The following is an 18167-nucleotide window of genomic DNA, read 5'->3' as shown; positions in this document are numbered from 1 at the left end:
GACGGCGCGCGACGCGCGAGCCTTGTTAGTTGAGTATCGGAGACCCGCCATGAAGAAGATCCTGTTCGCAACCGTTGCAGTCGCCGCGCTGGCTTCGGCCCAGTCCGCTTTCGCCGCCGATCTCGGCGCCCGGACCTACCCCTACGCCACCAAGGCGCCGCCGGCCTACGCCGCTCCGATCTACAACTGGACCGGCTTCTATCTCGGCGCCCATCTCGGCGGCGCGTTCTCCAGCGACAACAATTTCTCCGGCCTCGCCACTGGCAACAACTCCAACGGCCGCTTCCTGGGCGGCGTGCAGGTCGGCGCCGACTGGCAGTTCGCCCCGACCTGGGTGATCGGCGCGGAAGGCCAGTACAGCTGGCTGAGCGGCAGCGTCGGAGCAGCATTCCCGGGCGGCTACGCCTACACCAACAGCCAGCGCGGCCTCGGCTCGATCACCGGCCGCTTCGGCTACACCTGGGGTCCGGGCCTGCTCTACGTGAAGGGCGGCTATGCCTATTCCGACAACAACGAGAAGGTGACGTTCGCCGGAACGCCGGTCGGCTTCGCGACCAGCGGCGACCACCGCAACGGCTGGACCGTCGGCGCCGGCCTCGAATACATGTTCGCGCCCAACTGGTCGGCCAAGGCCGAGTATCAGTACTACAATTTCGGCAGCGCCACCTTCACGGCGCCCGCCGCGCTGGTCCCGACCGGCAGCTTCACCACCGACGACCACACCTTCAAGGCTGGCGTGAACTACCGCTTCAACTGGGGCGCTCCGCTCGCGGCCCGCTACTGATCCGCAGGCGTCAAATAACAACAAACGACGGGAAGGCCGGCAGCGATGCCGGCCTTTTCTGTCATAGGTTATCGAAAGCGCGGCCGAACAATCCCTTCCATCCCGTTAAATGCCGCGCGGTGAAATGCGAAAATCCGCGAAAATTCGGCACGCCCTGAGTAGTTTCCCTGATTTGTTAACCGCCGGCCCCGATACTGCCTGCAAGCAACAGCTACAAATAGTGCATATTGGGGGACACCAGAGATGGCGATTCGGTTCAGCTTCAGCAGGATGCTCGGGGCGCTGCGACCCAAATGGGGCGTCCGCGGCAGCCTGTTCGCAGCCTTCGCGGTGATCGCCGGCATGGCGATCGCGATCAGCGTCGCTGCGGGACTGATGCTGCGCCACGTCGGCGGCGCCATGGTCGAGCTCTCGGGCCGCGACATTCCGCGCCTGACCTCGAGCCTGCAACTGCTGGCGCAGAGCTCCAGCCTTGCCAGCCTCGGCCCGGCGCTGCTGCAGTCCCAGAGCGAGGACGCGCTCAACGACCGCCTGAAGAAGATGCAGGAGATCCAGAAGGCCACGCAGGAGCGCCTGAGCGAGATAAGCGCGCTCGGCGCCGCGAAAAGCGTCGTGGCGCCGCTCGCCGAGACCATCAAGAACATCAACGAGGCCAACCAGAGCCTGGTGTCCGCCGCACGCGAGCGGCTCGACGTCGCAGCCCTGCACGACAAGCAGTATGACGCATTGCGCAAGGCGCAGGCGGACTTCACCGCCGCCGCCAACGAGCCGATGCTGGATGCGCAGACGCAGCTCAACGCCGTGCTCGGCGCGGCCGAGGTGTCGGCGGACGACGCGACGGCCGCCGCCCGCTTCGTCGAGCAGCTCGGCAACGTGATCGCGTCCGGCAACCTGCTGGTGGCGCAGATGGCTGCCGCGCTATCGGCGAACGACAGCGACACGCTGGAGACGATCGAGCGGCAGTTCAAGGAAGCGCTGGCGCAGCTCAAATCCAATCTCGAATTGCTGCCGACCGGCCGCAGCACCAAGGCGATCCACGACGCCGCGCTGAAGCTCGCCGCGCTCGGCGAGGGCAAGACCCGCGTGTTCAAGACCCGCGAGAAGGAGCTCGACGCCAACGATTACGGCCAGACCGTGCTGGAGGAGACGCGCAAGCTCAATGTCGGCCTCGACATCAGCGTGCAGCAGCTCGTCGAAGGCGTTCGCAAGTCAACCGAAGGTGCCACCACCACGGCGGGCCGCGACATCGAGCTGGCGACGCTCGGCATGGTCGGCGCCGGCGCAGCCACGCTGCTCGGCTCGGTGCTGTTCGTCTGGCTCTATGTCGGCGGCAACATCCTGCGCCGGATCAAGCGGCTGCAGCAGGCGATGCAGACGCTGTCGGGCGGCGACCTCGACACCGAGATCGCGGCCTCGAAGCAGCGCGACGAGATCGGCGCGATGGTCGACACCCTGCAGGTGTTCCGCGACAACATGGTCCGTGCCCGCACCCTGGCCGCAGAGCAGGACCGCGAGAATGCCGCCAAGGCCGAGCGCGCCGCGCGCATGGAGGCCCAGATCGCCACGTTCGAGGCGACGGTGCGCAGCGCCCTCGGCACGCTGCAGAACTCCGCCACCGCCATGCAGGCGACCGCACAGAGCATGTCGCAGACCGCCGACCAGTCCAACTCGCTGGTCAACGCGGTCGCGGCGGCTGCCGAGGAGACCTCGGTCAACGTCCAGACCGTGTCGGCCGGCACCGAGCAGTTGTCGTCGTCGATCGCGGAGATCAGCCGCCAGGTCGTGACCTCGGCCCAGATTGCCAAGAAGGCGGTCGAGGAAGCCGGCGCCACCGACTCGACGATGCAGGGACTCGCCGACAATGCGAGCCGCGTCAGCGTCGTCGTCGACCTAATCCAGGCGATCGCCTCGCAGACCAACCTGCTCGCGCTCAACGCCACCATCGAGGCGGCGCGCGCCGGCGAGGCCGGCCGCGGCTTCGCGGTGGTCGCGCAGGAGGTGAAGAGCCTTGCCAGCCAGACTGCCAAGGCCACCGACGAGATCCGTTCGCAGATCGCGAGCATGCAGCAGGTTGCGTCCTCGGCCGTGTCGGCAATCCGCAACATCGGCGGGACGATCGCCGAGATCGACAACGTCACCACCGCGATCGCCGCCGCCGTGGAGCAGCAGGGCACCGCGACGCACGAGATCGCCCGCAACATCCAGCAGGCGGCCTCCGGCACCACCGAGGTCTCCAACAACATCACCGGCGTCTCCAGCGCCTCGGCCCAGGCCGGCACCTCCGCCAACGAGGTGCTCAGCGCCTCGGAGGCGCTGCGTCGCGAGGCGGAGACGCTGCGCGCCGAGGTCGACGCGTTCCTGACCAACATCAGGGCGGCGTGAAGCGGGATGATCCGGGACGCTGCGCCTGCCGCGTCCCGGAATGCCGTCCAGCCATGCCGCTTCCATCGCGTTTTTCGGCTGGCGCTCGCCCGCGGCGGCCGTTAATCGATGAGGCATGACCAAGACAGACACCGTTCCCTCCTCCGCCGAGGCCCTGCGCTATCCCTGGGAGCAGCATCCCGGTGAGGACCAGGTCGTCGAGGTCGCGCCCGGCGTGCTGTGGCTGCGCCTGAAGCTGCCGTTCCGCCTCAACCATGTGAACATCTATCTGCTCGCCGACGGCGATGGTTGGGTCGCGGTGGACTCCGGCTTCGGCAACGAGGAGTCGATCGCCGCCTGGACGCGGCTGCTCGATGGCCCGCTGAAGCACGTGAAGATCACCCGGCTGATTGTCACGCATTCGCATCCCGACCATGTCGGGCTCGCCGGCTGGATCGTCGAGCGCTTCGCCTGCCCGCTGGTGATGTCGCAGGTCGAGTACCTGCAGTCGGTCTATCACCAGAACCGCGGCACAGAGGAGCGGCGCAACGCGCAGCGGCTGTTCTTCCGCCGTCACGGCATGGACGAGACCCTGACCGACAAGCTGCTCGGCCGCGGCCAGGAATATCTGCAGCGCGTCTCGGTGCTGCCGGCCTCTTACCGCCGCATCTCCCATGGCGACGAGATCCAGATCGGCAGCCGTCGCTTCAAGGTCATCACCGGCGGCGGGCACGCGCTCGACCAGGTCATGCTGTACTGCGCCGCCGACAAGCTGTTCCTGTCCGCCGACCAGGTGCTGAGCAAGATCTCGCCCAATGTCAGCGTCTGGGCGGTCGAGCCCGACCAGAACTCGCTCGGCGAGTATCTGGCGTCACTGGCGAGCCTCACCACCACCCTGCCCTATGACGTGCTGGTGCTGCCCGGGCATGGCGTGCCGTTCTACGGGCTGAAGACGCGCATCAAGCAGCTCGCCGACCACCACGAGGAGCGCTGCCGGATGATCGCGGACGCCTGCCGCGACGAGACCAAGACCTCGGCGCAGCTCGTACCGGTCGTGTTCCACAAGCACGTGCTCGATGCGCACCAGATGGGCTTCGCCGCCGGCGAGCTGATCGCGCATGTCAACTACATGCTGGTCGAGGGCCGCCTGACCGCCCGCGACGTCGACGGCGTCCTGCATTATCGCACCACCTGAGGCTGCGGGGCCGCAACGCCGCCGCGGCGCCGCAATCCCGGCGCCGTTCGGCCGAGATCAGCTCCCCCTTGGACAAATCGCCCAATTCCCGCCGCGGGATTCCGGCTCGACAGCCGCTCTGGAAACGCTCTAAGAAGACCTCACGCCACGCATGCCGCGAGGTTTTCGCTTCAGATGCTGCACTGCAGCGCGCCAGTTCGGGTTTCGTGATGGACTACAGCCAGTACTTCAGTGCCGCCCTCGGTCGCCTGCATGATGAGCGTCGCTACCGTGTCTTCGCCGATCTCGAACGCATCGCCGGCCGGTTCCCGCATGCGACCTGGCACTCGCCGAACGGACCGCGCAATGTCGTGATCTGGTGCTCTAACGACTATCTCGGCATGGGCCAGCACCCGAAGGTGGTCGGCGCGATGGTCGAGACCGCCACCCGCGTCGGCACCGGCGCCGGCGGCACCCGCAACATCGCCGGAACTCATCATCCCCTGGTGCAGCTGGAAGCCGAGCTCGCCGACCTCCATGGCAAGGAAGCGGCGCTGCTGTTCACGTCAGGCTATGTCTCCAACCAGACCGGCATCGCCACGCTCGCCAAGCTGATCCCGGATTGCCTGATCCTGTCGGACGCGCTGAACCACAATTCGATGATCGAGGGCGTGCGCCAGTCCGGCTGCGAGCGCCAGATCTGGCGCCACAACGATCTCGCCCATCTCGAGCAGCTGCTGATCGCCGCGGGCCCGAACCGGCCGAAGCTGATCGCCTGCGAGAGCCTGTATTCGATGGACGGCGACGTCGCGCCGTTGGCTGAGATCTGCGATCTCGCCGAGCGCTACAACGCGATGACCTATGTCGACGAGGTGCATGCGGTCGGCATGTACGGCCCGCGCGGCGGCGGCATCGCCGAGCGCGACGGCGTCATGCACCGCATCGACATCCTCGAAGGCACGCTGGCCAAGGCGTTCGGCTGCCTCGGCGGCTACATCGCCGCCAAGGGCGAGATCATCGATGCCGTGCGCTCCTACGCGCCGGGCTTCATCTTCACGACCGCGCTGCCGCCGCCAATCTGCTCGGCCGCCACGGCTGCGATCAAGCACCTGAAATCGTCGAGCTGGGAGCGTGAACGCCACCAGGACCGCGCCGCGCGGGTGAAGGCGGTCCTCCACGCCGCCGGCCTGCCGGTGATGACCAACGACACCCACATCGTGCCGCTGTTCGTCGGCGATCCCGAGAAGTGCAAGCAGGCCTCCGACCTGCTGCTGGAAGAGCACGGCATCTACATCCAGCCGATCAACTACCCCACGGTCGCCAAGGGCACCGAGCGCCTGCGCATCACGCCCTCGCCCTACCACGACGACGGCCTGATCGACCGCCTGGCCGAGGCCCTGCTGCAGGTCTGGGAACGCCTGGGACTCGCGCTGCACGAGAAGCCGCTGGCGGCGGAGTAGTTATTCGATTTGCTGTGGTGAGCCCGCGCACGTTCCCGCGACGGCGGTGCGCTCCCCTCCCCCTTGCGGGGAGGGGAGCAGACCGGCCGGGCCGCGAGGACGTCGGCTCTCATCGACTGGGGCGGTGAACGAAGGTGAGACGGACCACGCCGGCGCTGCGGGAAGCAAGACCGATCGCGCTTAAGGACGCCCTCGTCATTCCCCGCGCGCCGGAGGGATAGCTATCGCCCCGCCTCCCCCAAAGCGCTAAGCTCGCGGCCAATTCCCGGGGCGGAGCGATCGAGGAGTTCGCGTAAACACCATGCTGCACGACTGGGGCGTGATCCTGGCCGCGTTCGGCTATATCGGGTTCCTGTTCCTGGTCGCCAGCCGCGGCAACCGGGCCGGCGAACGGCGGCCGGCAGAGAGCCGCAGCCGGCTGGCCGGGCTGATCTACCCGCTGTCGCTGGCGATCTACTGCACGTCCTGGACCTTCTTCGGCTCGGTCGGCTTCGCCTCCCGCACCAGCGTCGACTTCCTCGCGATCTATCTCGGGCCGATCCTGATGGTCGGCGCCTGCACGCCGCTGCTGCGCCGAGTCATCCGCCTTGCCAAGTCGCAGAACATCACCTCGGTCGCCGACCTGATCGGCGCCCGCTACGGCAAGAGCCAGGCGGTGGCGGCGACCGTGGCGCTGATCGCGATCATCGGCTCGGTGCCCTACATCGCGCTGCAGCTCAAGGCGGTGGCATCGTCGCTCGAGACCATCATGGTCGACGACCGCGCCTTCGCCCATATCCCGATCGTCGGCGACATGGCGCTGATGGTGACCTTGGCGATGGCGATCTTCGCGGTGCTGTTCGGCACCCGCCAGACCGACGCCACCGAGCACCAGCACGGGCTGATGCTGGCGGTCGCGACCGAGTCGATCATCAAGCTGGTCGCCTTCATCGCCGCCGGCGCCTTCGTCACCTTCGTGATGTTCTCGCCGGTCGAGCTGATCGAGCGGGCCATGAAATCGCCGGAGGCCGAGCGCGCGCTGGAATACGTGCCGGGCATCGGCAGCTTCCTGACCATGACCCTGCTGTCGTTCTGCGCCGCGATGCTACTGCCGCGCCAGTTCCATGTCAGCGTGGTCGAGAACGCCGACGATGCCGAGGTGTCGCGTGCGCGCTGGCTGTTTCCGCTCTATCTGGTCGCGATCAACCTGTTCGTGATCCCGATCGCCCTGGCCGGCCTGATCACCTTCCCGTTCGGCGCCGTCGACAGCGACATGTACGTGCTGGCGCTGCCGATCGAGGCCAATTCGCAATGGCTATCGGTGCTGGTCTTCGTCGGCGGCCTGTCGGCGGCGACCGCGATGGTGATCGTCGAATGCGTGGCGCTGTCGATCATGGTCTGCAACGACATCGTCGTGCCGCTGGTGCTGCAGCGCCAGGAGCAGCGCGAGATCGGCCGCGACTTCGCCGGCTTCCTGCTCGGCACCCGCCGCATCGCGATCTTCGCCATCATGGTGATGGCCTATTTCTACTATCGCGCGCTCGGCAACACCCAGCTCGCCGCGATCGGCCTGCTGTCGTTCGCCGCCATCGCGCAGCTCGCGCCGAGCTTCTTCGGCGGCCTGTTCTGGCGGCGCGCGACCGCGCGCGGCGCGATGGGCGGCATGCTGGTCGGCTTCGCCGTCTGGCTCTACACGCTGTTCATCCCGAGCTTCCTCGACACCTCGACCGCGGGCATCCTGTTTCTTCAGCACGGCCCGTTCGGGCTCGAGGCGCTCAGGCCGCAGGCGCTGCTCGGCACCGACCTGCCGCCGCTGCTGCATGGCGTGCTGTGGAGCCTGTCGCTCAATCTGCTGACCTACATCGTGCTGTCGCTGGCGCGGCAGCCGTCGTCGATCGAGCTGTTGCAGGCCGACATCTTCGTGCCGGCCGAGCTGACGCCGAGCGCGCCGAGCTTCCGCCGCTGGCGCTCGACCGTGACGGTGCAGGACATCCAGAGCACGGTCGGCCAATATCTCGGCCCCGACCGCGCCCGCGCCTCGTTCGAGGCGTTCGCCGCCCAGCGCAACTTGCCGCTCGATCCGGCCGCGCCGGCCGATTTCGAGCTGCTGCGCCATGCCGAGCACCTGATCGCCTCCTCGATCGGCGCGGCGTCGTCGCGCCTGGTGATGTCGCTGCTCCTGCGCAAGCGCACGGTGTCGGCCAAGGCCGCGCTCAAGCTGCTCGACGATTCCCACGCCGCGCTGCATTTCAACCGCGAGATCCTGCAGACCGCGCTGAACCACGTGCGCCAGGGCATCGCGGTGTTCGACGCCGATCTGCAACTGATCTGCTCCAACGGCCAGTTCGTCGACCTGCTCGGGCTGCCGCCGGATCTGGTGCAGATCGGCAGTCCGCTGAAGGAAATCCTCGAATTCATGGGCACGATCGGCGCGCCCAACTATGAGGACGGCGAGGCGCTGCTGGCGCGCCGGCTCGCCGCCTACACCACCGAGGGCGAGCCTTATCTGGAACGCCTCGCCGACCGCCACATGGTGATCGAGGTCCGCACCAACCGCATGCCGGGTGGCGGCCTCGTCATCACCTTCACCGACGTCACGCCCTCGTTCGAGGCCGCCGAGGCACTGGAGCGCGCCAATGCGACGCTGGAAAAACGCGTCCGCGACCGCACCGAGGAGCTGACGCGGCTGAACTCGGAGCTGGCGCTGGCCAAGAGCGCCGCCGAGGACGCCAACATCTCCAAGACGCGCTTCCTTGCGGCGGCCAGCCACGACATCCTGCAGCCGCTGAACGCGGCGCGGCTCTACGTGACGAGCCTCGTCGAGCGGCAGACGGCCGGCGAGGATTCGCGCCTGGTCGAGAACATCGACGACTCGCTGGAAGCGATCGAGGAGATCCTCGGCGCGCTGCTCGACATCTCCCGGCTCGATGCCGGCGCGATGACGCCCTCGGTGTCGAGCTTCAAGATGGCCGATTTGATGCGCTCGCTGGAGATCGAGTTCGCGCCCGCCGCGCGCGCCAAGGGTCTGGAGCTGGTGTTCGTGCCGTCGTCGCTGCCGGTCGAGTCCGACCGCCTGCTGCTGCGCCGGCTGCTGCAGAACTTCATCTCCAACGCCATCAAGTACACGCCGAAGGGCCGCGTGCTGGTCGGCTGCCGCCGTCACGGCCAGTCGCTGCAGATCGGCGTCTACGACACCGGCGTCGGCATCCCTCCGGTCAAGCGCGGCGAGATCTTCAAGGAATTTCACCGCCTCGAACAGGGCGCGCGGATCGCGCGCGGCCTCGGCCTGGGGCTGTCGATCGTCGAGCGCATCGCCCGCGTGCTCAACCACGGCATTGCGCTGGACTCGCGGCCCGCCCGCGGCTCGGTGTTCTCGGTGACGGTGCCGATTGCGAAAGCGATCAACCACACCGCCGCCGTCACCAGCGCGACGCCGCTGGCGACGACGCCGATTGCGGGCGCCCTGATCGTCTGCATCGAGAACGATCCGGCGATCCTCGACGGCATGAAGACCCTGCTGACGGCGTGGGACGCCGAGGTGATCGCCGTGCCTGATCCGGAGTCCGCGATGGAGGCGATCGCGGCGCGCGATGGCGCCGTCACCGGCCTGCTCGTCGACTACCATCTCGACCGCGGCAACGGCATCGCCGCCATCCGAGACATCCGTCGCCGCTTCAACGAGGCCCTGCCCGCGATCCTGATCACCGCCGACCGCAGCCCCCACGTCCGCGCCGCTGCCCGCGACGACAACGTCGCCGTGCTCAACAAGCCGCTGAAGCCGGCGTCGCTGCGGGCCCTGCTGGGGCAGTGGCGGATCCAGCAGATGGTGGCGGCGGAGTAGGAACGCCGTCCGGCGAAACGGCCGCTCGGGCTACCGCACCTCCCGCGGTGGGCGCCCCGACACCCGGCTGAACACACGCGAGAACGCCGCGGCGCTGTCGTAGCCGACCTGCGAAGCGACGCTCTTGACGGACTTGCCCTTGGCAAGCAGCTGCCGCGCCAGCGTCATGCGCCAAGCCGTCAGATAGTCGATCGGCGTTCGGCCGACGCGCGCCCGGAACAGATCGGCGAAGCGCGTGCGCGACATGCCGGCGATATCGGCGAGATCCTCGAGGCTCCACGCCCGGCCCGGCGCGTCATGGATCGCGGTCAGCGCCTTCGCCAGGCGCGGGTCAGCGAGCCCGGCGAGCACGCCGCTCTCGACCGCGCCGCTGGCGACGACGTCGCGCACGATCAGGATCAGCAGATAGTCGAACAGCCGGTCCAGCGCCGCCTGCCGACCGCCGCCATCGGCAAACCCCTCGGCGACCAGCAGGTCGCAGACCGGCGTGAGCGTCGGATGCCCGGCGAGCGGCAGCACCACGAGCTCGGGCAGTCCCTCACCGATCGGATTGCCCTCGGCGCCGCCGAGCTCGACGGTCGCGCAAACGAGATCGGCACCACGCTCGGGATCGACGACGAAGCGATGCGTCCGTCCGCGCGGAAAGAACATCAGGGTCGGCTCGTGCAGTTTCAAGTCGTCTGCGCCCGGCTGGGTCAGGGTCAGCACGCCGGCCTTGAACAGGTGCAGATGGCCCTCCGGTCCGAATTCCACGGTGTTGCAAAGGTTGCCGGAGAAGAAGGTCCGAGCCCGCGGCGTGACATGGGCAAACAGCGCGGCAAAAGGGTCCATGGGACGATCTGCAATGTTTCTGGCACCTAAAGCCACACATAGTCCGGCATGAAGGGGGCGTGCAAGCCCGCACCTCACACCAAGGATGTTCCCATGCCCCGCATTGCTCCCGTCGAAACCGTCAGCGCCGATGCCGGCGTCGTCGCCACGCTGTCCGCCGTGAAGGCCAAGATCGGCATGACGCCGAACCTGTTCTCGACGCTCGCGCAGTCGGGCGCCGCGCTGAACGGCTACATCGCCTTCTCCGATGCACTCGCCAAGGGCACGCTCACCGCGAGGCAACGCGAGATCGTCGCGCTTGCGGTCGCCCAGGCCAATGGCTGCGAATATTGTCTCTCGGCCCATTCGCTGATGGGCAAGGGCGCAGGCCTCAGCCCGGACGGCCTCCGCAAGGCTCGCGAAGGCACCGCTGATGACGCCATCGACGCAGCCGTCGCCCGCCTCGCGCGCCGCGTCGTCGACACCAAGGGACAGGTCGCCGACGCCGACCTCGCCACGGCGCGCGCGGCGGGTCTCGACGATGGCCGGCTGATCGAGATCATCGCGAACGTCGCGATCAACGTGCTGACGAACTACGTCAACAACGCCGCGCACACCGACATCGACTTCCCGAAGGTCGCGCTCACCCTGCAGACGGCTGGGTAAGGAAGCCTCCCAGACGATCCATGCCGTCGCGCACTGCATCTGACAGCGTCTGTTGACGGAGCATCCTCGAACATGGCGCGGCGGCCGGGCGCAAACCCCGGCCGCTGTCGCTTGCGAGGGTCGCAGAACATCCTTTGAGGCAAGAACTAAGGTTCTCCCCTCGCGCCCATCCGCTCCACGAGATAGTCCACGAACACGCGCACGCGCGCGGGCATGTTGGGACCGCCGACGAACACGGCGTGGAAGACTTCCCTGTCGCCGGGATTGAACGCCTCGAGCAGCGGCACCAGCCGTCCCTCTGCGATCGCGTTGCCGAGGCTGAAATCGCCGACGCGGGCGATGCCGACGCCATCGAGCGCGAGCTGGCTGAGCGTGTCGCCGCTGTTGGCTTCGACGGCGCCGCGCAGCTTCAGCGCATAGTTGACGCCGTCGCGGCGGAACGGCCACACCGGCTCGGCGCGGCGGAAGCTGAAGTTCAGGCAGTTGTGGTTGGTGAGGTCTTCCGGAGTCTGCGGCACGCCCCAGCGCGCCAGATAGTCCGGCGAGGCGACGATGGTGCGGCCATTGTCGCCGAGGCGCCGCGCGGTGAGCGCGCTGTCGGCCAGCGGACCGCCGCGAATGGCGACGTCGGCCTGGCCCGCCGCCACATCGACGAGGCCGTCGCTGAGATTGATGTCGACGAGGATGTTCGGATAGCGCCGCACGAACTCGCCGAGCAACGGCACGATGCAGATGCGGCCGTGCGACAGCGCGGCGCTGACCCGGATGCGCCCGCGCGGCGCGCCCTGATCCGCGATCGCCTGCTCGGCCTCGTCGAGATCGGCGAGGATGCGGCGGGCGGCCGCGAGATAGGCCAGGCCCTCGGCGGTCAGCGTGAGCACGCGCGTGGACCGCAGCAGCAGCCGCGCGCCGAGCCGCGCCTCGATGCGGTCGAGCGTGCGGCTGACGGCCGACGGCGTCAGCCCGAGGCCCCGGCCCGCGGCCGAGAAGCTGCCGCTGTCGGCGACCGCGCAGAACACCTCGAGATTCCGGGCGCGGTCCGCGCTGGCCAGTACCATCTTTGCGTCCAGATCAAAAATCCTTGGCGTCACTACCCTCTAATACCGCGATTGGGGTTCGTCTAGCTTTGCGTGCATCAACACGATGCAACCTACGGAGACCGTCATGACCCTGCCCCGCCTGCTGCAACGAACCGCCCTCGCCGCCAGCGCGCTCACGATGCTGACCAGCGCCGCCCTCGCCGACGCGACCGAGGCGCCCGGCAATTTCCCGAAGAGCTTCCGCACCCAGGAGATCCCGACCAACGGCACCACGCTCCACGTCCGCGTCGGCGGCACAGGACCCGCGGTGGTGCTGCTGCACGGCTATGGCGACACCGGCGACATGTGGGTGCCGCTCGCCGCCAAGCTCGCCGAGAACCACACCGTGATCGTGCCCGATTTGCGCGGCCTCGGCCTCTCCGCCCGCGCCGACAAGGGTTTCGAGAAGGCCAACCAGGCCGAGGACATCACCGGCGTCATGGACGCGCTGGGCGCGCGCACCGCCGAGGTCGTGGCGCACGACATCGGCAACATGGTCGCCTATGCGCTGGCAGCGCGGCATTCCGACCGCGTTACCAAGCTGGTGCTGATGGATGCGCCGGTGCCGGGCATCGGCCCGTGGGAGGAGATCCTCAAGAACCCGCTGCTGTGGCACTTCCGCTTCGGCGGCCCCGACATGGAGCGCCTGGTCGAGGGCCGCGAGCGCATCTATCTCGACCGCTTCTGGAACGAGTTCTCCGCCAACCCTGCGCATTTCCCGGAGGCCGCGCGCGTCCACTACGCGGAGCTCTATGCCGGCCCCGGGCGGATGCATGCCGGCTTCAGCCAGTTCGCCGCCTTCGATCAGGACGCCATCGACAACCGCGCCTGGCTCGCGGCGCATGGCAAGCTGACGATGCCGGTGCTGGCGATCGGCGGCGCGGCGTCCTTCGGCCCGACCATGGCGGTGGTGGCGCGGGCCGGCGCGAACAACGTGCAGGAGCAGGTCATCGAAGGCTCCGGCCATTGGCTGATGGAAGAGCAGCCCACCGCGACGGTCGCTGCGATCGACGCCTTCCTCAACGGGCAGCCGGCCGCCACGCCGTCGTCGCGCTGATCCAACGCATCAGAAGGGCGCCAATCATGTCGACCCCCACACTTGATGATGCGATCGTCGCAGCCAACGCATCGCAACGGCCTGCGGTCATCTTCATCCACGGCCTGTGGCTGAAGCCCAGCTCGTGGGATCGGTGGGTCGAACTGTTCGACGCCGCCGGCTATGCCGGGCTGGCGCCCGGCTGGCCGGCGGAGATGGGCGGCGCCGCAGCGCCCGAAACGATCGGCGAGGTGGCGGCGCACTTCGCCGCGATCGCGGGCGCGCTCGACCGGCGCCCCGCCGTGATCGGCCATTCCTTCGGCGGCCTGATCGCGCAGATCCTCGCCGGCCGCGGGCTGTCGGCGGCGACGGTCGCGATCGATCCGGCGCCATTCCGCGGCGTGCTGCCGCTGCCCGTCTCGGCGCTGCGCTCCGCCTGGCCGGTCCTGCAGAACCCGCTCAATGCCAACCGCAACGTCAGTCTTACCCCCGAACAATTCCGCTACGCGTTTGCGAACTCCGTGCCGGAAGCCGAGAGCGACGCATTATACGAAACCTACCAGGCGCCTGCCCCGGGCCGACCGATCTTCCAGGCCGCGGCCGCCAACCTCAATCCCTGGACCGAGGCCCACGTCGACAGCGAGGCCGTCGAACGCGGCCCGCTGCTGATCATCTCCGGCGAGCACGACCACACCGTGCCGCCCTCGGTCGCCCGCGCCGCCTACGATCGGCAGAAGCGCAACCAGCACGCCGTCACCGAATTCGCCCAATTCCCGCAACGCGGCCACTCGCTGACAATCGACAGCGGCTGGCGCGAGGTGGCGGAAACGGCGCTGGGGTTTGTGGGGCGGTTTCTTTAGCGTTCGGCCACTCCGTACTTTAGCGGGGGTCCCACTCGACGACTACGATCTTGAGAGGGCCGGAGGAGGAACTGGCTTGAAAAACGGCGGGTCTGACCGAGTTGAAGCGAAGTCGGCGACCCAAACGCAGATTGCGGCAGTTGACACAGCCCATGGTTGAACCTTACCAGACAAAGCCTAGAAAGTTAGTTGATCCTAGATTTGAAATTTCCCGATTGGATTTGGTTTGGTGGGGCGATTTCTTTTCGTCTTGATTGTGCTTACGGGCACGCTCCTCAACGCGCAGTCACGCCCTATAGGGACTATCGGTCGGAGCGGCCCCCTTCCGCTTGCGTGCGACCAGAACATTATTGCGTTCGGAGGAAACATACGAATTACTCTTCCCGCGGCGACTGGCATCGAAGATGGATGCGATATCGTTCTCGTCAACGAAGAGTCCGAGGCCGGCAAGCTCTTGATCGACTTCCCACAAGACATCAACCCACGGCTTTATCCAAACCAGTCGGTCGGAATAACAAGCTACAAAGGTCGTTGGATTTCGACGCACAAGCCCGGTCGATACAAAGTTCCGAATGGAAGTTTGAAGATCCTCGTCGATAATGACGGCGATGATGGCAACGACGGCATCAGCAGGCCAGTGAAGTATCTCGCCACCGCCGTTCAGCTGATCCAGCAGGACCTCGACACCCGCCAATCGCTCGTAACGATCGCGCCGACCATCGGCCAAACCTTCAAAGATGACGCGGTTGCCATTAGTGGGCAGCCCCTGGGCAGCAATTTGATCGCGCTATCTCCGAACGGAAACGGAACGATAAAGCTGGTGCATGCAGCGACGTGCATTACGGCAGGCGACAATGGTGAGCTGTTTCTATGGGCGGATCAATTTGGGCCGCAGGGGCAGATCGAGATGCACTGCAATAGGGACAACAACCCGAATACACCGCAAATGCTCGCACACAACAACGGAGTTTTCGACGGCTCAGGAAAGCTCGTCTTTCACGGATCTGGCGACAAGGATATCGCTATTTCGTTTGACGGTCCAACGGCAGGCTCGTCCTTCAATGGCGGAATCCAAGTCGCCGGTCATTTCGATATCGTCTGGCGCATGGAGCAAGGCGGAGGGCGGTTTACGCTAGGCTGCAGCTCTCAAGGATGCGCCAGCATAGAGCCGATAGCGGACGAGTCGGGCGACATGCCGAGCATCAACCGATTGTTTATGGTCATCGGGAGCGAACAGCTACGTATCGGTAATTGCCCCAGGAGGGATGGCTATCGCAAGGTGGGCCCATCCATTGTCGGAGGCAACGGCCTGCTCGTGAAGTTCGGCTGCTTTATCCCGGGTACGCCCGACGGCGTGCCACTGATGACGCAGAACGGAAAAGTGTACGACTCAGCTTACTGACTACCCAAAGACCTCAAAATCAGGGGGGCTAGCTGTTGGCGCGCCAACCAGACCGAGGCGAATGGGCGGAGGTGAACCGTATCAGCCGTGATCAGCCCTTCGCGACGGTTATCTCCGAGGAAAGCAAGGCACCCCTCTGCGCTACAGAACGCTTGCATTTCGTCCACGAAGTCGAAGGGCTCGTCGCGCTTCAGCTGCGATTGAAACTTTTTGGTGAACGACATCAACTCGTCATCGAGGTGACCCGGTATATACCGCGGGGTCGACTTCCAATACTCATCCAGAATGATCTTGTGCAGAAAGCGCTTCCAATGCGGTCGCTGACCAAGCACGAGCACCTTCTTGACGCCATACCCCTTCACCATCATCGAAAACTTGCGGATGTACTCGATGTCGAACGAGTTGTTCGATGAAAGCAACAGAACATCGGGCGGATCGATCGCAATCCGACGCAGCGCAAAGTAGTTAGCCATGTTACAGTGGTGAGTCTCTATGATGTGCTCGATAATTGGACTGACTTGGCAGCCCGAACTGTGGATCAGCAACACCGACACATCTTTCGGAAGAACTTCATTGAGCCCGTAATATAGGTCCGCAGCATTGGAATCTCCGATAATGAGCACACTCTTGTCGGAGTGCCGCATATAGCAACTGGGATCGATGGCCTTTCTTGGCGCGAGCGTAGGGACCGGACTATCCCAGGCGTAAAAGTTACAGCGGTTCTGCATGATATCCTGAGCCTCGGCCTGGATCAGCGGCGACCCGCCATAAAAATACGCCGCATATTCACGCTTGTCCTCGTCGTTGATCCGGCCCGGGAAACCCTGCATCGCGACATCGAGGAGCCCAAATGCGCCGATGGCGATCATCGCCATTGCTAGCCCTGGCACCATCCAGACTCGCAGCTCGCCATACCGGATGGGCTTCTCGAGAAACTGATAGGTGCCCCACGCAAGCCCGACTGACGCACCGACCAACAACGTGATGACGGCTTGCGGGGGCGGCGAGGCTCCATAGTGGATGCGCACAAAAGTCAGCAGCGGCCAGTGCCACAGATACAATGGATAGCTGATCAGACCGATCCAGACCATGACCGGATTTGAGAGGAGCACCCGGTTGAGCCAAGCTCCCGGCCCGGCGAGGATGACCAGGTAACTTCCGAGGACCGGCATTAGCGCCCACCAGCCTGGGAACTCCTGCCGGCGCGTGATCACGAGGACGGACGCAGCAATCAGCGCGATAGCCGCCACCGAAACAAAGTCGCGATAAATCTTCTTCTCGTTCACCCCCCCGCGCTCGAAGAGAACGGACGCTATGACCGTCGCGAGGCCATTTTCGACCCAGACCGCCGCCCGTGGCGTTGAAAATGCCAGATAGGCCAGAATGCTGCCCGTTGAAAGCTCCCAGAAGCGGGCTCCCGGAGAATAGAATGCGGCGACGAGGTTCGATGGCGTAGCCTTGATGTTGTAGATAAATGAAGCTGCAAACATTGCGACAAAAACCGTGAACAGGTTCAGGCGCAGCCGCCAGGCAATCCAGATCAGCGCCGGCCACAGGAGATAGAACTGCTCCTCGATGCCAAGCGACCAGAGATGCAGAAGGATTTTGGTGTCTGCCGCGACGTCGAAATAGTTGGCTTCCTGCCACAGAGCAAAGTTGGAAACAAAGCCCGCGCCAGCGGCCACATGCTTACCGAGCAGACGGAAATCGTCTGGCAGTAGCAGAAGCGCGCCCGCTGCTAACGATGCGGTTAGCACGAGTGCGAGCGCGGGAAATATCCGTTTGATCCGCCGGGCGTAGAAGACCTGAAAGCTGAATGTGCCACTTTCCAGCCCGCCGAGAATAATTGATGTGATAAGGAAGCCCGATATCACGAAGAAGATGTCGACACCGACAAAGCCGCTTCGGAGCGTGCCAGGGAAGGCGTGAAAGGCGACCACGGAGAGAACGGCGACAGCTCTCAATCCGTCTATGTCTGGCCGGTAGAGAGGCCCATGGACGGCGTCCCTGGCGTGGCGCACCTCGGCTGGTGAATGCATAACGACCCGCTCTCTTCCGCACGCGCCCAAATACTTCCGGCGCGAGCAAATTCATTAATCTGCAATTTTTTGGCGATCAAACCCGAAATCGTGACGGAAGCTCAAACCCGCTGATATTTTCATATCCCCTTGAGCACCCAGCCGGTGGGCCCCGGCCAGTTATTCCTGTCTACGTCTGCCTCCGTTGTCCCCCAGCGACGGCCGTTTGCCGTCAGCCGATGCTCGGATCAAACGCACCAGCGCGTCTCGGCAGAGCCACCGTCTGCTCGCAGCTTCAGCGCGATCAAGGACCGCGCGCGTTCGCTTGCCCCAAGAGTCCTCGGAACTCCAACCTGTTCAGCTATCGATTCGGATCGACAAGTTCACGGCCCGCCGAATCTGCTTTCTTTTTCCCCGAAATCATGATACATCTTGCGGCATCCCGTGCCCGCCATGAGGGGCGCTTCGCGATCGTCACGAACGTGGGGCGCGGGATGCGGTGGGCGCGTCGGCTCGCAGCGGGCTTTGGCCTGCGGACGAACGATCCGGTGCGCACGGTCAAGCCGTGTGGTCCTGGCATCCCGGTGCTGATGCCAAGTCCGTGACGACGATGTTGCGGATGACGGGGGCAAGAACGCCGGTCCCCGGGGAGCAACTGTCTTTTTTGTAGACCGGTGATCGGCCGGCCTCAAGGCTG

At 65.7% G+C, this 18167-nt stretch carries 12 protein-coding genes; 9 read left to right on the top strand and 3 right to left on the bottom strand.

What is annotated here, in order from left to right; genetic code table 11:
• The first annotated feature begins 49 nt into the window (after positions 1 to 49).
• The 5 genes from QX010_RS23725 (at position 50) to QX010_RS23705 (ending at position 9599) form a co-directional block, all read left to right on the top strand.
• Positions 50 to 784, top strand: a complete 735-nt coding sequence (locus tag QX010_RS23725; RefSeq protein WP_315801511.1) for a porin family protein — start codon at positions 50 to 52, stop codon at positions 782 to 784.
• Between the two features lie 243 nt (positions 785 to 1027).
• Positions 1028 to 3166 carry a HAMP domain-containing methyl-accepting chemotaxis protein gene (locus QX010_RS23720; RefSeq protein WP_315801512.1) on the top strand — a complete coding sequence of 713 codons (2139 nt, stop codon included), beginning with the start codon at positions 1028 to 1030 and terminating at the stop codon, positions 3164 to 3166.
• A gap of 115 nt (positions 3167 to 3281) precedes the next feature.
• The gene (locus QX010_RS23715; protein WP_315801513.1) at positions 3282 to 4340 is read left to right on the top strand and encodes an MBL fold metallo-hydrolase; all 1059 of its coding nucleotides are present in this window, start codon (positions 3282 to 3284) and stop codon (positions 4338 to 4340) included.
• Between the two features lie 209 nt (positions 4341 to 4549).
• On the top strand, positions 4550 to 5779 hold the full coding sequence (gene hemA, locus QX010_RS23710) for a 5-aminolevulinate synthase (protein ID WP_315801514.1): 1230 nt from the start codon (positions 4550 to 4552) through the stop codon (positions 5777 to 5779).
• A gap of 301 nt (positions 5780 to 6080) precedes the next feature.
• Positions 6081 to 9599, top strand: a complete 3519-nt coding sequence (locus tag QX010_RS23705; RefSeq protein ID WP_316182213.1) for a PAS domain-containing hybrid sensor histidine kinase/response regulator — start codon at positions 6081 to 6083, stop codon at positions 9597 to 9599.
• Positions 9600 to 9629: 30 nt separating this feature from the next.
• Here the strand turns inward: QX010_RS23705 and QX010_RS23700 are convergent, their stop codons facing one another.
• Positions 9630 to 10430 (bottom strand): AraC family transcriptional regulator, encoded by an 801-nt coding sequence (locus tag QX010_RS23700; RefSeq protein WP_315801516.1) that lies wholly within the window; start codon positions 10428 to 10430, stop codon positions 9630 to 9632.
• A 93-nt stretch (positions 10431 to 10523) separates the two neighbouring features.
• Here QX010_RS23700 and QX010_RS23695 point away from each other — a divergent pair, with 93 nt between their 5' ends.
• Positions 10524 to 11075 (top strand): carboxymuconolactone decarboxylase family protein, encoded by a 552-nt coding sequence (locus QX010_RS23695; RefSeq protein WP_316182212.1) that lies wholly within the window; start codon positions 10524 to 10526, stop codon positions 11073 to 11075.
• A 146-nt stretch (positions 11076 to 11221) separates the two neighbouring features.
• Here the strand turns inward: QX010_RS23695 and QX010_RS23690 are convergent, their stop codons facing one another.
• Positions 11222 to 12133, bottom strand: coding sequence for a LysR family transcriptional regulator (locus QX010_RS23690; RefSeq protein ID WP_316182211.1), 912 nt, complete (start codon positions 12131 to 12133; stop codon positions 11222 to 11224).
• 106 nt (positions 12134 to 12239) lie between these two features.
• On the opposite strand from QX010_RS23690, the gene QX010_RS23685 reads away from it, so the two are divergent.
• The 3 genes from QX010_RS23685 (at position 12240) to QX010_RS23675 (ending at position 15452) form a co-directional block, all read left to right on the top strand.
• Complete coding sequence (locus QX010_RS23685; protein WP_316182209.1) at positions 12240 to 13211, top strand: alpha/beta hydrolase; 972 nt, start codon at positions 12240 to 12242, stop codon at positions 13209 to 13211.
• Positions 13212 to 13237: 26 nt separating this feature from the next.
• The gene (locus tag QX010_RS23680; RefSeq protein WP_316182208.1) at positions 13238 to 14050 is read left to right on the top strand and encodes an alpha/beta hydrolase; all 813 of its coding nucleotides are present in this window, start codon (positions 13238 to 13240) and stop codon (positions 14048 to 14050) included.
• Between the two features lie 229 nt (positions 14051 to 14279).
• A complete protein-coding gene (locus QX010_RS23675; protein WP_316182206.1) occupies positions 14280 to 15452 on the top strand; it encodes a hypothetical protein in 1173 nt (390 codons plus the stop codon).
• On the opposite strand, the gene QX010_RS23670 is transcribed toward QX010_RS23675, so the two are convergent.
• On the bottom strand, positions 15446 to 17491 hold the full coding sequence (locus QX010_RS23670; RefSeq protein ID WP_316182205.1) for an acyltransferase family protein: 2046 nt from the start codon (positions 17489 to 17491) through the stop codon (positions 15446 to 15448). The two genes, QX010_RS23675 and QX010_RS23670, sit on opposite strands and share 7 nt — an antisense overlap.
• Positions 17492 to 18167: the final 676 nt, after the last annotated feature.

It is taken from the genome of Bradyrhizobium sp. SZCCHNRI1009, from assembly GCF_032487575.1.
Classification (GTDB): Bacteria; Pseudomonadota; Alphaproteobacteria; order Rhizobiales; family Xanthobacteraceae; genus Bradyrhizobium.
The sequence above is the reverse complement of the archived record's forward strand: the minus strand, read 5'-3'. Positions and strand labels throughout refer to the sequence as shown.